Here is a 14219-nt window from a genome sequence, read left to right on the forward strand (position 1 = left end):
GGCCATGAGCCTGGAGGTGCCCTCGTCCCCGCAGGGCCGCTGCGCGGTCCACCCGGACCTGCCCGCGGGCGGCACGTGTTTCCGCTGCGGGAGCTTCATCTGCGCGGACTGCGCCACGTCCGTGGCGGGGCTGGAGGCACGGCTGTACTGCCAGGCGTGCGCGGCGCGCCCGGACGTGAACTACCTGGAGGCCCTGCGTCAGCGCTACCTGGGCCGGCGCGATGAGTGGGCGTGGGTGGTGGGGGGCGTGACGGTGCTGCTCTGCGTGGCCACGGCCGCCGCCCTGGCGCAGTGGGGGCTGCGCGCGACGAGGGGGTCGCTCTTCACGCTCCTGCCGCTGGTGCCCGTTCCGGTGGGCGTGGCCTTCTTCCTGGGCCAGCGCTGGGCGCGGCACGCCCTGCTGGTGACGCCGCTGGTGATGGCGGTGGTGGCGGATGCCCTGGTGCCGGACGGGCGCTTCCTCTACTTCCTGTGCGCCATCCCCGGCGTGCTCACCGGGCTGCACGTCCACCGGGACGTGCGCAACCAGCTCTTCTTCCGGCTGCCGGTGTCGCCCGGGGCGCTGAAGGCGCTGTGGGACCAGCGCTACAACAACCCGATGGCCCGTCAGGCCCTGCGGTTGGGGTACAGCTCGCTGATCATGCCCCTGCTCGCGCCCTTCGCGGTGATCTGCGGCGCGGTGGCGCTCCGGCGCGTGGACCCGGCGGCCACCCCGCCCATCGGCCGCGGGGGGCAGGCCCTCGCGGGCCTGGTCCTGGGGCTCCTCGGTCCGCTGCTGTGGGGGGTCGCCGTGCTGCCGTGGCTGTCCGACCGGCTCCACTCCTGACCGCGGCGGTCAGCGGTGGGAAGCGCGGAGCACCTTGGCGCTGGTTTCGATCTGGTCTTGCATTCGCACGGCGGCGTCCGCGCACGCACCCTTCCCGGTCTCCAGGCGCAGCGTGGTGCCGTCCAGGGTCAGGTCCCCTGAAGCCAGACAGGCCTCCACGGGGATGAAGTCGAGCCACGTGGTCAACTCCAGGCTGCCCACCACGAGCGCGCTTTCGCCCCCGCTGAGGATGTCCAGGGGATCTCGTGCCTCGAAGCGCAGGGGCGCGGTGGAGGGGAAGGCCACTTCCAGGACATGGCGCTGGTCCTTCCAGGTGAAGCTCGCGTTCATGCTGAAGCTGGGGAGCGCGGGCGCGCTCTGGCCCAGGCGGGCCTCGACGGAGCCATAGATTCCCGGGGGGATGCGGAGCGGCCAGTCCGGAAGGACGGTGGCGTTCATCCAATCCACCTCCAGGGGCTCGCGCGCGCTCAGCATCCCGGGCTTGCCGTCCACCGCGTCGGTGCAGGTGATCAACGGATCCAACTGGCCCTCGTAGTCCGAGCACTCGCGCCCGGGAGGCAGATACAGACGCACGTCGAACAGCGTGGCTTTGGCGGACTCCACCGTGAACACGAGGCCGTCATCCGAGCGGAAGGAGGGGGGCGGTAGCGGAGACTCCATCGCCGTCCGCCGGGAGGAGGACTCCGCCGTCAGCGGCCGCGTGTAGGTCGAGGGGTTGATGCCGAAGCGCAGCTCGGTGGTGTCCGAGCCGCTGTCACAGGCAGACAGACACAGCACGGCGACAGCAAGGCCGGAAGCACGCAACCAGGGGATGGAGGGCATGTCGGAAGCACTACGCGAGGGGGAGCACCTCCGGCCGGGTGTCCCGATGCGAGGACCCCGGAGGGCCCGCGAAGCCCCAGCATGCCCGAGGCCCGGGGAAATGGATAGACGCGCGCGGTGGCGGCGCATGCCCGTGGACAGGCGGGTGCCCACGCTGAAGGAGGAACCCCTCACAGGAGAGACGCCATGGCAACGCAACGAGTGAGCGACGTGATGACATCCGACGTGGAGGTCGTCCGTCCGTCTGACTCCCTGAGGCTGGCCGCGGAGAAGATGCGCCTGCTGAACGTGGGCCCCATCCCCGTGTGTGACGGCGACGAGCTGGTGGGCATCGTCACGGACCGGGACATCGTCATCCGCGCCGTGGCGCAGGGGCTGGACGCCGAGCGCACCCAGGTGGCCCAGGCGATGACCCGGGGCGTGGAGTTCGTCTACGACGACGATGACCTCACCCAGGCGGCCCAGAAGATGAGGGCCTCGCAGATCCGCCGCATCCTGGTGTTGAACCGGGCGAAGCGGCTGGTGGGCATCCTCTCCTTGGGAGACATCTCCGCGGAGCTCAGCGACCAGGAGAGCGGCAGGACGCTGGAGGAGGTCTCCGCCCCGTCACAGCCGGCCGCGCCCTGACGCGGGCTACATGCCGCCGAGCTTCGTCTCCAGCTCCGACAGGTCGCGGTGCACGGCCGCGTCCGTCTCGCGCAGGCCTTCGACCTTGCGCACGGCGGAGATGACGGTGGAGTGGTCCTTGTTGAAGCGCGAGGCGATCTCCGGGAAGGAGCTCTTGGTCAGCTTGCGGCTCAGGTACATGGCCACCTGGCGCGCGTGCGCGAGCGCCTTGTGGCGCCGGTCCTCCTTCAGCGCCTCGACCGTCACCTTGTAGAAGCGGGCCACCTCCCGCTGGATGGCCTCCACGTCCACGGTGCGCTGCGCGGGCAGGATGTCGCGCAGCACCTGGGACGCGAACTCCTCCGTCACCGGCTGCTTGGTGAGGCTGTGCATCGCGGACAGCTTCACGAGCGCGCCTTCCAGCTCGCGCACGTTCTTCTGCACGTGCTTCGCGATGAAGTGCGCCACGGGGTCCGGCAGGTTGAGGCCCTCCTGCTCGGCCTTCTTCTGGAGGATGGCGACGCGCGTCTCGTAGGTGGGCTCGCGGATGTCCGCCATCAGGCCCATGGCGAAGCGGCTGCGCAGGCGGTCCTCCATGCCGGGGACCTCCGCGGGCACCATGTCGCTGGTGAGCACGATGGCCTTGTTGAGGCCGAAGAGCGTCTCGAAGGTGTAGAAGAACTCCTTCTGCGTCTCCTCGCGCTTGCCCAGGAACTGGATGTCGTCGATGAGGAGCACGTCGCACTCCTCGCGGAACTTCCGGCGGAAGTCCGTCATGCGGTGCTCGCGCACGCTCTCCACGTACTCGTTCGTGAACTGCTCGCTGGAGAGGTAGACGATGCGCTGGGTGGGGTCCTTCTCCCAGATGTGGTTTCCCACGGCCTGGAGCAGGTGCGTCTTGCCCAGGCCGGTGCCGCCGTAGATGTAGAGCGGGTTGTAGTTGTGGCCCGGCCGGTGGGCCACGGCCTGCGCGGCGGCGGCGGGGAGCTGGTTGCTGTCCGCGACGACGTAGGTGTCGAAGGTGAAGCGCGGGTTGAGCCGCGCGGGCCGCATCGAGTTCACCTTGACGGTGGGCGTGGGCGGCAGGTCCGCGGTCGGCGGCGGGCCGACGACGACCTCATAGGCGACGCGGCCCAGGGACGGCTCCAGCCGGGCCAGGTGCGTCTCCAGCATGGAGCGGTAGTGGTCATCCACCCAGTCGCGGAAGAAGCGGTCCGGCACGCCCAGGACCAGGGCGTTCTCGCGCACCTCCATGGGGCGCATCCGCTCCAGCCAGGTGAGGGCGTAGTGCAGGCCCTCCTGACGGATGGCTTCCAGCGTGCGGGTCCAGATGACGCCGGCACTGGGAAGCGAAGGCGAAGGGGCTTGGGCGAGGGCGTTCACTTGGAGGCTCAGGGACGGCGCGGAAGGAGGCAACCCGCGGACGTCCGGCGGTGCTAACACCCGCTCTCCGGCTGATCAAGGAACCGGCCTGTAGCACGGATCAGCGCGACGCCCCGGCGGGTGGGGGCGGAGCGCGTAAGTCCTCCCCCACTCCTACGTTGGATCCAGCCTCATGAGGACTTCGCCCGGATCCTCGTGGGGAACGGTGTGGAAGCCACACTTCTCCAGGACGCGGATCGACGCGAGGTTGTGGGCGGCGACCCACGCGTGCAGCGGCCGGGTGGGCACGAGCCGGAGGAACTCGGAGAGCGCCCGGGTGGCGAGGCCCCGGCCCCAATGCTCGCGGCCAATCCAGTAGCCAACAAGGCGCTGGCCCTCCTGCTCCCAACTGCCGATGTTCCCCACCACCCCGCCGTCCATCACGATGGTGCGGTTGACGTTCCCGGGGCGCAGGACGTTCGTGCGCCAGTGGGTCATGAACGCATCGCGCTCCCGCGATGGAAATCCGGCCATGCGCGCCGCTTCGGGGTCGCGCTGGTGTTCGAAGAACAGGGGGAGGTCCTCATCCTTGACGTCGCGGAGGATCATCCTGGAGAGGCTACTCGAAGTACCGGAAGGGTGACGGTGCTGCCCGGTCAAGGCGCTGAACGGCCACCGATTTCCGGAAAGCGCTCGTAGGCCCACAGGAGTACCGCCAGGTGCTCACGGTCTCCCAGGTCGAGCGGAGTATCCGTGAGCCGGACCACCCATCCCCCAGTGGCCGTGCGCCGGGCGCGTGACAGCAACCCGGCATCACGAGAAGGGTCCGGGAACCCGATGGCCTTCGCGGCCTCGGCAGACCAGTAGTTCAGCCATCCCAGGTGACGTGGAAGCTCGGGAGCGGAGATCGCCTCTGGCAGCTTGAGGGCGGGCAGGCCCAAGGGGGGCTTTTCGGGCCCATGCCGCTTCGGGCCGGTCTGATCCGCGATGACCTGCATCACGAATGAGGGCGCCAGGATCCCCCAATATGCGCGGACACCCTCCGCGACGTGCTCCAGCACATCCGCTGCCGCCGCGATGCTGGCTGCGTCCTGAGGCAGCTTCGCATGGACCTGGAGTTGAGGCTGACTGCCCGGACTCGAACTGGCGGATCTGCGCAGTCCGGAGATCGTCACGGGGTGGTCCTCATCTCCGTTGCATATGAGCGGAAACTCTCCTCGTGCCGCAGAGGCCGCGAGCCACGCGTCTCGCTGAGATAGAGCGACGGGCTTTCCTTCCTTGGAGATCTCCCACGCCAGACGCATGCCGGGCATCGCCCGTTCCATGCCTTCAACGACAGCGAGCGTACGGCCGTCGTCCATCGACAGGGCCGGCGCATGGACATTCAGGATGAGGCGGTCGCGCGTCGTCATCGTTCGCACCCCGTGACGACGATATCCAACTCGTCGGCAATCTCCCTCACCGCGGCTTTATGCGCCTCGCTGCTCACGCCCACCACGAAGGCGCAGCCACATGCCGCCGCGATGTCTCGCTCCTCCAACAGTTCGGCCACCTGGTCCCTGACCACCTGCGCCTGAAGGAAGTCGCTGTAGGTGTCGAACTGGTCGGTCTTGATCTCCCACAGCACGCGCACACCGACTTGCAACGCATCGAAGTGCTTGCCGTTCACGAGCACGTCGTGGCCGGGGTAACGGTTCGGTGGAATCCTGTCGGCGCACCGATTGTGCGCGTCGTCTCCTCCGCGGTGCTTGACCGGAATGGGTTCGCACCTGGAATGGCGCGTCCGGTCAAGGGGTTCGGGAGGCATCGGGGGCTGCCAGTCCTTCCCAACAGGATCGGGCTCAAGCTGGGGCTTCCGTTTCGCCACGGCCTCCCGGGGAACGGCTTTCGTGCCGTGCACGGCTCCGGCTTCCTCGGGATAGAGCTGACGTAGCTCGTGGGCCTCCAGTGCTTCATGGATGGCGACCGCCACCACGACAACGCCGGTGATGATGACTGCGCCTGCGACAATCTCAGGAGCGGCAAGGACGCAAACGCCAAGTCCCAGGACGGCCGCTTCAGCGGAGGCGACCGTGCATCGCCCCGTCGGATCGTGAAACCGGATCCGGTCGTGGTCCAGCGCCCCGAAGCAGCGCTCCACCACCACTGCCCAGGGCTCGGAAGCCTCCTGGACAACGCACCGTCCCCCATCACTCCAGGGCAACGTCGACGCTCGCTGAAGATTGGTGACCCTTGGGGTACGACTCACCCGCTCTTCCAGGCTCGGCGTCGATGAAGCGCACGCCGAAAGGAGGATCAGCAGTGGGATGCAGGCGTGAAGTCGCATGGCCGACCTCTTCAACCTGCCAGCCGTTCGCCGGTCAATGCCGGAGGGCACCTGAACAGGTCCGTGTGCCGTGGCCCCTAAAGCCTCTTGCTTGCCCCCTGCTCCCTTTTCCTACATGATCGCCCGGTCCACCCGGCGCAGGGCTGCACGGTCGGCGCAGGTGATCCTTGATTGACTTGTCCAGGAAATAGGGTTACGGACGCCCCCTTTCCAATGTACGGGTCGCGCCGTTGATTCAGGCGCTGCCTTCAGCTCTCAGGAGTCGTTGTGTCCAAGCGCACGTACCAGCCGTCGAAGATCCGGCGCAACCGCGCCCACGGGTTCCGTAAGCGGAACGCCACCAAGTCCGGCCGGGATGTCCTCAAGCGCCGCCGCGCGAAGGGCCGTAAGCGCCTGGTGGTGTCGTCGTTCAAGAAGTAACTGGACGCACGGACGATGGCCGAGGGAGCGGCGCCGCGGGTGCCTCAGGCAACCGACGAGCGCTTCCCCAAGGCCCTTCGCCTGCTCCAGCGCCGTGAGTTCCTCGAAGTCCAGGAGGGCGGTCAGAAGGTTCCGTCCGACTGCCTCCTGGCCCTCGTTCAACGCAACAACCGGGCGCACTCCCGCGTAGGGCTCACCGTCTCCAGCAAGGTGGGCAACGCGGTGGTGCGCGCGCGCCTGCGCAGAGTGCTCCGCGAGCTGTTCCGCAAGCACCGCGGGCAATGGCCCCCCGGTCTCGACGTAGTCCTGGTCGTCCGCTCCTCGGCGAAGGAGGCCTCCTTCGCGCAAGTTTCCCGTGCGTTCGACGGCGTCACCCGTAAGCTGCAACGGCTCTTTCCAGCACCCCGCGTGCCGCCTAAAGAGCCTGCCGCCCCATGAGTCCACTCGCCTTCGTCATCGCCCTGCCCATCCGCTTCTACCGGCGGTTCCTGGGGCCGCTGCTGCCGAAGGCGTGCAGGTTCCACCCCTCGTGCTCCACCTACGCCATGCAGGCGCTGGAGAAGCACGGCGGTTTGAAGGGCAGCGCCCTCACCGTCTGGCGCCTGCTGCGCTGCCAGCCATTCCACCCCGGTGGATTCGATCCCGTCCCCTGACGGGTTGCTTCCGCCCGCCCTCCGGCGACGTGCCGCCGGCACAGGGAAATCCATGACGAACGACCCGCTGTCGCCCCAGTCCAACGATTCACAGAAGCGGCTGCTCCTGGCGCTCGCCCTCTCCTTCGCGGCCACCGCCGCCTACACCTTCTTCTTCGCCCCCAAGGGTCCCCCTCCGGGCGCGGAAGGCGCGGATGCGGGCGTGGAAATCGCCGCGACGGCCGACGCCGGCACCCCGGGCATGGCCGCCGTGCCGCCGCCGGGCGTCACCGGCGAGGACGCGGGCACCCCCGCGGAGGCCCCGCCCCCGCCGGCGCGCACCGTGGAGTTCGCCCGCCCGGAGGTGAAGTACACCTTCTCCTCCGAAGGCGCGGGCCTCACCTCCGCCGTGCTCCAGGGCACGAAGATGCGCGAGCAGCAGTCGCTCACCGTCAAGGAGGGCTTCGAGAAGCTCTTCGGCAAGGACATCCCCCCGCCGCCGCAGATGAACGTGGCGCACCCGGTGCCCGGCCAGCCGCTGCCGCTCGCGGTGACGATTGAGGGCAGCGCGCCGCTGGCCGCGAACACCCGCTACGCCGTGCAGGAGGGCCCCACCGACAACGGCGGCAGCGTGGCCTTCACCGGCCGCCAGGGCCCGTGGGAGATCACGAAGACGATTCTGTGGCCGCGCGACGGCTTCGAGTTCACCTACACCCTCCAGGTGCGCAACACCTCCGCGCAGGCGCAGTCGGGTGAGCTCAAGGTGCACTACGGCCGCGCCATCGACCCGGAGTTCGAGCACGCGCCGTCCTTCTTCGGCGGCGTGGGCAACCTGAGCCGCTCCGCGTGCTGGGTGGAGGACAAGCTCCACAACCTGTCCCCGGGTGACAAGCCGCCCGAGGAGACGAAGGGCCCCATCGCCTTCTTCGGCATCAACCAGCAGTACTTCCTGTCCGCGCTCTACCCGCTGGACGGCGCGCTCAACGGCCACTGCACGCTGACCGCCACGCCCACCGCGCGCGAGGTGTCCGCGGGCTTCCCGCTCAACGTGGGCCCCGGCCAGGTGGCCACGTTCCGCTTCGGCGGCTACCTGGGCCCCAAGGACCCGGACCTGCTGCGCCCGGTGCCCGGCGCGGAGCTGCGCTCGGTGGCCGGCCTGAACGCCACGACGTTCCACCCCATGCTGGAGGACACGGTCGACTTCGGCATCTGGGCGGTGGTCTGCAAGATCCTCCTGGCCGTCATGAAGTTCTTCCACGGCATCGTGGGGAACTGGGGCGTCGCCATCATCCTGCTCACCGTGGTGGTGAAGCTGGTGCTGCTGCCGCTCACCTATCGCTCCATGGTCAGCATGGAGGCGGTGAAGGTGCTCCAGCCGAAGATGGAGGAGATCCGCAAGAAGTTCGCGGACGACAAGGAGCGCCAGAACCTGGAGATCATGAAGCTGTACCAGGAGGCGAAGGTGAACCCCCTGGGCGGCTGCCTGCCGCTGCTCATCCAGATGCCGGTGTGGATCGCCCTGTTCACGTCGCTGCGCAACAGCTTCGAAATCTACGGTGAGCCCTTCATCGGGCCCATCTGGCGCGACCTCACCTACAAGGACCCGACGTACATCCTGCCGCTGGCGCTGGGCGTGTCGATGATCATCACGCAGAAGATGCAGCCGCAGATGATGGACGCGGCGCAGGCGCGGATGATGACCTGGGTGATGCCCATCATCTTCACCTTCACGCTGCTCCAGTACCCGGCGGGCCTGTCGCTCTACATCTTCACGAACAACGTGCTCTCCATTGGCCAGCAGTGGGGCCTGCGCAAGTGGCTGGACCGCAACAAGAAGAACCAGACGGGCGGCGGGACGCCGGCGGTGGTCACCGCCGGGGGAGGCAAACGCAAGTGAGCGGGGCACAGGTGGTGGGGGGCGGCGCGGACTTCCGCCCCCGGGTGGAGAAGCTGCTCACGGACATCCTCGGGCTGATGGGGTTCCCGGCGCGGCTGGACCTGCAGGACGCCACCGACGGCAGCCTGTCCGTGGCGCTCCACTTCGAGTCCGGCGCGCCTCCGGGCGTGGAGCCGGGCAAGCGCAGCCAGGTGCTGGATTCGCTCCAGTTCCTGCTCAACAAGATGCTCCACCGCCCCGGCGTGGAGCGCCGTTGGGTGATGCTGGGCGCGGGCGCGCACCCGGAGCCTCGGCCGCGCCGTGACGCGGCGGCGCAGCAGCCGGCCGCCTCCGCGCCGGTCGCGTCCGTGGCGCAGGCGGCGGCCTCCGCTCCCGCGCAGCAGCCGGCCCGGGCCGCGGCGCCCGCTCCGGCCGCGCAGCCCCAGCCGCGCAACGCCCGGGGTGGGCAGCCGGCGCAGCAGGCCGCGAAGCCCGCGCAGGCCCAGGGCCCCGCGAAGAGCGCGGAGGCGGACGAGCGCACGCTGCAGGTCGAGGAGGATCCGGTGTTCCGGGAGGCCGTCCGCAAGCTCGCGGAGAAGTCCGCCAGCCTGGGGCGCTTCTATGCGTTCGCCGCGATGAAGACTGAGGACCGCGCGCGCGTCCTGAAGGCAGTAGAAGGAGTGGGTGGAGTGAAGGTGGCGGCGGAAGGCGAAGGCCGCAACCGACGCGTGGTGTTCACCCCGGCGAAGCCCGCCCCGATGCCCAAGCGGAGCCTGCTGCCGGACGACGACGAGGACGACGTCGACGCCTGAGCGGGTGCGCCCGGCTCGGGGCCGCCGGCGGGCGCGAGAGGAGCGAATGGGTAAGGCGAAGGGTTTGAAGGACAAGCTGTACGGCGCGGCGGTGCTGAAGATGAGCTTCCGCCTGCGAGGGGACGAGGAGTCCCCGGCGTTCCGCTTTGTCTACCCGGGCGTGCTGCGCGACCTGGAGGTCGACGACGCCGAGGTGGAGAAGTACATCGAGGAGCACCGCGACGATGTGGAGCGCGCCGCTCGCGGCTCCACGCCGCCGCAGGGCGTCCGGTAGGTGCTGGGGGCGGGCGTCCTGCCCGCCCGTTCCGCTGGGGGTCCCCTGCCCCGCCATGACGGCTGACTCCGCCACCATCGTCGCCCTGGCCACCGCGCCCGCCGCGGGGGCGGTGGGCATCCTCCGGGTGTCCGGGCCGGCCGCGCTGGAGGTGGGGCGGAGGCTCGCGCCGGGTGTCCCCGCGTCTCCCACGCCGCGCCATGCGTACCTGGCGTCGTTCGTGGACGCCGGGGGCGCGGTGCTGGACGAGGGGCTGTTCCTCTACTTCCAGGCGCCCCGGTCCTTCACCGGCGAGGACGTGGTGGAGCTCCAGGCGCATGGCAGCCCGCGCCTCTTGCGGCTGCTGCTGGCGCGGGCGCTGGAGGACGAGCGGGTGCGGCCGGCGCTTCCCGGCGAGTTCACCCGGCGCGCGTTCCTGAATGGCCGCATCGACCTGACCCGCGCGGAGGCGGTCGCGGACCTGGTGGCCGCGGATTCGGAGGCCGCCGTGCGCGCCGCCGCGGCCGGGCTGTCCGGCGCGCTGGCCGAGCGGATCCGCGCGCTGGAGACGCCGCTGCGCGAGCTGCACGCGGACCTGGAGGGCGTCCTCAACTTCCCCGACGAGGCGGAGGGCGCGGACGCGGAGGCCGGGCCTCGTGTCACCGCGCTGCGCTTCGCCGCGGAGGCGCTGCGCGCGGAGGTGGGCCGTGGCCGGCTGGTGCGCCAGGGCGCGCGCGTGGCGCTGTACGGGCCGGTGAACGCGGGCAAGTCCACGCTGTTCAACCGGCTGGTGGGCGAGGCCCGCGCGCTGGTGGATGACGAGCCCGGCACGACCCGCGACGCGCTGGAGGCCCGCGTCGAGTGGGACGGCCTGGGCGTCACCCTCTACGACACCGCCGGCCTGCGAGAGGCGCCCGGCCGCGTGGAGGCCCTGGGCATCGCGCGCACGCGGGAGCTGCTCGCGGCCGTGGACCTGGCGGTGCTGGTGCTGCCGCCGGGGACTTCGCGCGAAGAGGCCACGTCGTGGACGCGCGAGGCCGGCGCCACGCCCGTGCTCGTCGTCACCGGCAAGTGCGACGTGACGCCGGAGGCTCGTGAGGAACGGGGTTCGTCCCAGGACAGCGCGGGCGCGGACCGTTTCGTGTCCACGCCTTCTGAAGATGCGGTGCTCGGGACGAGGCACGCGCCGGGCGTCCTGGATGGCGGAGCGGTGGCGGTGCCCATCCGCGACGCCCAGGACAGCGCGGGAGCGGACCGTTTCGTGTCCACGCCTTCTGACGATGCGGCGCGCGGGACACGGCGGGCGCCGGGCGTCCTGGACGGCGGCGCGGCGGCGGTGCCCACCCGCGACGTGGCGTCCGCGGACCTCCCCTCCCCTGCTCCGGCGCGCGTCAGCGGCCTCACGGGCGAAGGCGTGGAGGCGCTCCGGACCTCCATGCTCACGCGGCTGTGGGGCGGTGGCACTCCCTCCGCGGTGGCGCTCGTCTCCGAGCGTCACGCGGACGCCCTGCGTCGCACCGCCGAGGCGCTGGGCCGCGCCGAAGCGGCGTCACGCGTGTCCACCCTGGAGGTCCTCTCCGGTGAGGTGGGGCTCGCCCTGGAAGCCCTGGGCGAAGTGTCCGGAACGAGCGTCTCCGAAGCACTCCTGGACACCCTCTTCCAGCGCTTCTGCATCGGGAAATAGCGCCGTCCCGGGCGGCGGTCCGCATGTCAGACCCCTCCCTAGAATGCCTCGCGTTCACCGGCGCTCCCCGAGGATTCATGACGGCACTCCAGCACCTTCAACCCACCTCCCACTCCCTGCTCTCGGCGCTGCCGTCGGGCTGGGTGGGGGAAATCCTCGATGGCGAGCTGGTGGCCTCGCCCCGCCTCTCCGTGGCGCCCGCTCGCGCGGCCTTCATGATGGGCGTGGAGCTGGGAGAGCGGTTGGATCCGCGCCGTGGCGGCAACGGCCGCTGGTGCTTCCTGCGCGCGCCGGAGCTGCACCTGGGCGAGGACATCCTCGTGCCAGACCTGGCCGCCTGGCGCCGTGAGCGCGTGGCCGCCCCGCTGGAGCCCGGCGCCGCCTTCTTCACCCTGGTGCCGGATTGGGTCTGCGAGGTGCTGACCCCCGCCACCACCGCGCTGGACCGGGCCCGCAAGCTGCCCCTGTACGCGCGGGCCGGCGTGTCCTACGTCTGGCTGGTGGACCCCGTCGCGCGCACGCTGGAGGTCTACCAGCGGCTCAAGCGCGGCTGGCTCCTCACCGCGAGCCACGAGGACGACGCCCTGGTGCGCGCCGAGCCCTTCCCGTCCGTCCCCCTGGAGCTGGGCGCGCTGTGGCTCCCCGACGCGCCGGAGGAGCTGCCCCGGCTGGTCGCGGTGCCCTGACGCCGCGGCGCTCAGCTCGCGTGCTTGAGGCGCGCTTCCCCGGAGGCGCGCGCCAGCCGCCGCACGGAGCGCAGCAGCAGGTCCGGATCCACCGGCGCCGCCACGAAGCCCCGCGCATGCACGGCCTGCGCGCGGGGCAGGTCCCGCTCCGGCGCCTTGCCCGCCACCAGCACCTGCGCGCGCAGCCGCTGCGCCAGCACCTCCATCGCGGGCAGCGGCGCCACCACCACCTGCGCCTCGGTCGCGGCGCACACGTCGCCCGTGCTCGCCACCTTCACCGTGAAGCCCGCCCCGCTCAGCACCCGCACCAGGCCCGCCGCCGCGTCCGCGCCCCAGCCGTACACGAGCACCTGCTCGCGCACCGTCACGCGCGTCTCCGGCGCGGGCGCCCAGACGGGCTCCAGGGGCGCCAGCATGGGCAGCTCCGCGGTGTCCGCCCGCCGCGCGGGTTCGCGGACGGGCTCCGGCGCCGGCATGTCCGTCAGCTCCGCCAGGGACGTGCCCACCACCAGGGGCATGGACTCCTCCCACTCCGGCAGGGTGAAGCACTCCATCCCGGGGCGGCGCCGCGGCGTCGCCGGCTCACCCCGGTACAGCCGCCCGATGGCCCTCCCCAGCGCCGCGTCCGTGGCCAGCCGGGGCACCACCCGCGCCTTGCCGGACACGCTCTTCACCACGTCCAGCGTGGCCAGGCTCGCGGGCGCGGCCAGGGCCACCACCAGCACCTCCCGCGTCCCCTGCCCCTCCAGCCGCAGCGGCACCACGCGGTGGGCCTCCGCCACCTTGCCCGGAATCAGCCTGGCGAGCGACGCGTCCAGCGGCTCGGCGTCCAGGTCCACCGCCTCCACGCCGGACTGGGCCGCCAGCGCGGACAGCACCGCCTCCGCCGTGCAGAAGCGCTGGTCCACCACCACCTGGCCCAACGCCACGCCCCACTTGCGCTGGTACGCCAGCGCCGACTGCAACTGCAATGCATCCACCACACCCCGCGCGAGCAGGATGTCCCCCAGACGCTTCTTCATTGCGCGTTCTCCTCCGGCCCCCCTCCGTGCTCCGGCCGGGACGACCTGCCCACCATGCCCTCCCCTTTATGCTGGGAGGGTGTAAAATTACAGCGAAACCAGAGGAAAAGGGGTGTGGACGGGCACCGGATTCCCAGGTTGGCGGGGAAATCGGTATGCTGGCCCCTTCGTCCCGGCGGCTCTCCGTCCTTCAACGCACCCCGCTCCGATCCTTGAGGGGGGGACGACAAAGCGGACGTTCATTGGCGGACCCGAGGGTGGCCGGATGTCGCAGACGTTCCTAGCCTGTACGCATGGCTGACGCGTGCCTGAGAGAATTCGTGCGGATGCTCCGCGCGCGCCGTGCCGCTCCCGGGGGACTCGCGGGGGTGGACGCGCGGATGGCGGGGCTGCGGCTGGAGCCCACCAGCCTCAAGCCCTACCTGCACTTCCTGCCGGGCCGCTACACGCGCAACCTCGTCCACCGCGACGAGGGAATGGAGGTCATCATCAACTGCTGGTCCCCGGGCGCGGTCTCGCCCATCCACGACCATGACGGTCAGGAGTGCTGGTTCAGCATCCAGCGCGGCGAGTTCCTCCTGGAGAACTACCCGCTGCTGGAGGGCGGAACGCAGCCCGGGCTGGCGCGGCTGGGCGCGCCGGAGCGCCTGGGGCCGGTGGGCGCCGGGCACGTGGACTTCCGCGACCCGGGCGCCTCCATCCACCGCGTGAGCATCGCCGGCAACGCCCCGGGCATCACGCTGCACGTCTACGCCGGCCCGGTGGCCCGCTGCCTGGTGTTCGACCCGCGCCGTCACCGCTGCGCGCCGCACGCCCTGGGCTACCACAGCATCTTCGGCCGGCCGGTGCGGCCCTCCGAGGGCCGCGTCCCCATGCCGCTGCACGTCTAGCG

At 70.8% G+C, this 14219-nt stretch carries 17 protein-coding genes; 11 read left to right on the forward strand and 6 right to left on the reverse strand.

Annotated features, from left to right (window positions below):
• The first annotated feature begins 4 nt into the window (after positions 1 to 4).
• Positions 5 to 826, forward strand: coding sequence for a hypothetical protein (locus K8612_RS28920; RefSeq protein ID WP_223764640.1), 822 nt, complete (start codon positions 5 to 7; stop codon positions 824 to 826).
• A gap of 9 nt (positions 827 to 835) precedes the next feature.
• Here the strand turns inward: K8612_RS28920 and K8612_RS28925 are convergent, their stop codons facing one another.
• The gene (locus K8612_RS28925; protein ID WP_223764641.1) at positions 836 to 1648 is read right to left on the reverse strand and encodes a hypothetical protein; all 813 of its coding nucleotides are present in this window, start codon (positions 1646 to 1648) and stop codon (positions 836 to 838) included.
• A 186-nt stretch (positions 1649 to 1834) separates the two neighbouring features.
• On the opposite strand from K8612_RS28925, the gene K8612_RS28930 reads away from it, so the two are divergent.
• Entirely contained in the window at positions 1835 to 2275 is a 441-nt protein-coding gene (locus K8612_RS28930; protein ID WP_223744375.1) for a CBS domain-containing protein, read from the forward strand.
• Positions 2276 to 2281: 6 nt separating this feature from the next.
• On the opposite strand, the gene dnaA is transcribed toward K8612_RS28930, so the two are convergent.
• From dnaA to K8612_RS28950, 4 genes are all read right to left on the reverse strand, one after another.
• Positions 2282 to 3637, reverse strand: coding sequence for a chromosomal replication initiator protein DnaA (gene dnaA, locus K8612_RS28935; protein WP_223764642.1), 1356 nt, complete (start codon positions 3635 to 3637; stop codon positions 2282 to 2284).
• 153 nt (positions 3638 to 3790) lie between these two features.
• Complete coding sequence (locus K8612_RS28940) at positions 3791 to 4225, reverse strand: GNAT family N-acetyltransferase (protein WP_223764643.1); 435 nt, start codon at positions 4223 to 4225, stop codon at positions 3791 to 3793.
• 47 nt (positions 4226 to 4272) lie between these two features.
• The gene (locus K8612_RS28945; RefSeq protein WP_223764644.1) at positions 4273 to 5028 is read right to left on the reverse strand and encodes a DUF5953 family protein; all 756 of its coding nucleotides are present in this window, start codon (positions 5026 to 5028) and stop codon (positions 4273 to 4275) included.
• Complete coding sequence (locus K8612_RS28950; RefSeq protein ID WP_223764645.1) at positions 5025 to 5942, reverse strand: DUF6310 domain-containing protein; 918 nt, start codon at positions 5940 to 5942, stop codon at positions 5025 to 5027. The genes K8612_RS28945 and K8612_RS28950 overlap by 4 nt, the downstream gene beginning before the upstream one ends.
• A gap of 267 nt (positions 5943 to 6209) precedes the next feature.
• Between K8612_RS28950 and rpmH the strand changes: the two genes are divergently transcribed.
• The 8 genes from rpmH (at position 6210) to K8612_RS28990 (ending at position 12305) form a co-directional block, all read left to right on the forward strand.
• Complete coding sequence (gene rpmH, locus K8612_RS28955) at positions 6210 to 6362, forward strand: 50S ribosomal protein L34 (protein ID WP_014400872.1); 153 nt, start codon at positions 6210 to 6212, stop codon at positions 6360 to 6362.
• A 15-nt stretch (positions 6363 to 6377) separates the two neighbouring features.
• Entirely contained in the window at positions 6378 to 6800 is a 423-nt protein-coding gene (gene rnpA, locus K8612_RS28960) for a ribonuclease P protein component (RefSeq protein WP_120548166.1), read from the forward strand.
• Positions 6797 to 7015 carry a membrane protein insertion efficiency factor YidD gene (gene yidD, locus K8612_RS28965; RefSeq protein ID WP_014400870.1) on the forward strand — a complete coding sequence of 73 codons (219 nt, stop codon included), beginning with the start codon at positions 6797 to 6799 and terminating at the stop codon, positions 7013 to 7015. The genes rnpA and yidD overlap by 4 nt, the downstream gene beginning before the upstream one ends.
• A 52-nt stretch (positions 7016 to 7067) precedes the next feature.
• The gene (gene yidC, locus K8612_RS28970) at positions 7068 to 8891 is read left to right on the forward strand and encodes a membrane protein insertase YidC (protein ID WP_223744367.1); all 1824 of its coding nucleotides are present in this window, start codon (positions 7068 to 7070) and stop codon (positions 8889 to 8891) included.
• Positions 8888 to 9682: a hypothetical protein gene (locus K8612_RS28975; protein ID WP_223764646.1), complete on the forward strand. Its 795-nt coding sequence runs from the start codon at positions 8888 to 8890 to the stop codon at positions 9680 to 9682. Before yidC ends, K8612_RS28975 begins: the two co-directional genes overlap by 4 nt.
• Before the next feature lie 46 nt (positions 9683 to 9728).
• Positions 9729 to 9956 carry a hypothetical protein gene (locus K8612_RS28980; protein ID WP_014400867.1) on the forward strand — a complete coding sequence of 76 codons (228 nt, stop codon included), beginning with the start codon at positions 9729 to 9731 and terminating at the stop codon, positions 9954 to 9956.
• Positions 9957 to 10011: 55 nt separating this feature from the next.
• A complete protein-coding gene (locus tag K8612_RS28985; protein ID WP_223764647.1) occupies positions 10012 to 11619 on the forward strand; it encodes a GTPase in 1608 nt (535 codons plus the stop codon).
• A 77-nt stretch (positions 11620 to 11696) separates the two neighbouring features.
• Complete coding sequence (locus tag K8612_RS28990; RefSeq protein ID WP_223744364.1) at positions 11697 to 12305, forward strand: Uma2 family endonuclease; 609 nt, start codon at positions 11697 to 11699, stop codon at positions 12303 to 12305.
• Positions 12306 to 12316: 11 nt separating this feature from the next.
• On the opposite strand, the gene K8612_RS39380 is transcribed toward K8612_RS28990, so the two are convergent.
• The gene (locus tag K8612_RS39380) at positions 12317 to 13327 is read right to left on the reverse strand and encodes a hypothetical protein (RefSeq protein WP_306799739.1); all 1011 of its coding nucleotides are present in this window, start codon (positions 13325 to 13327) and stop codon (positions 12317 to 12319) included.
• A gap of 326 nt (positions 13328 to 13653) precedes the next feature.
• Between K8612_RS39380 and K8612_RS29000 the strand changes: the two genes are divergently transcribed.
• A complete protein-coding gene (locus tag K8612_RS29000; protein ID WP_223744363.1) occupies positions 13654 to 14217 on the forward strand; it encodes a cysteine dioxygenase family protein in 564 nt (187 codons plus the stop codon).
• Positions 14218 to 14219: the final 2 nt, after the last annotated feature.

The sequence above is a fragment of the Corallococcus sp. AS-1-6 genome, assembly GCF_020037015.1.
Taxonomy (GTDB): domain Bacteria; phylum Myxococcota; class Myxococcia; order Myxococcales; family Myxococcaceae; genus Corallococcus.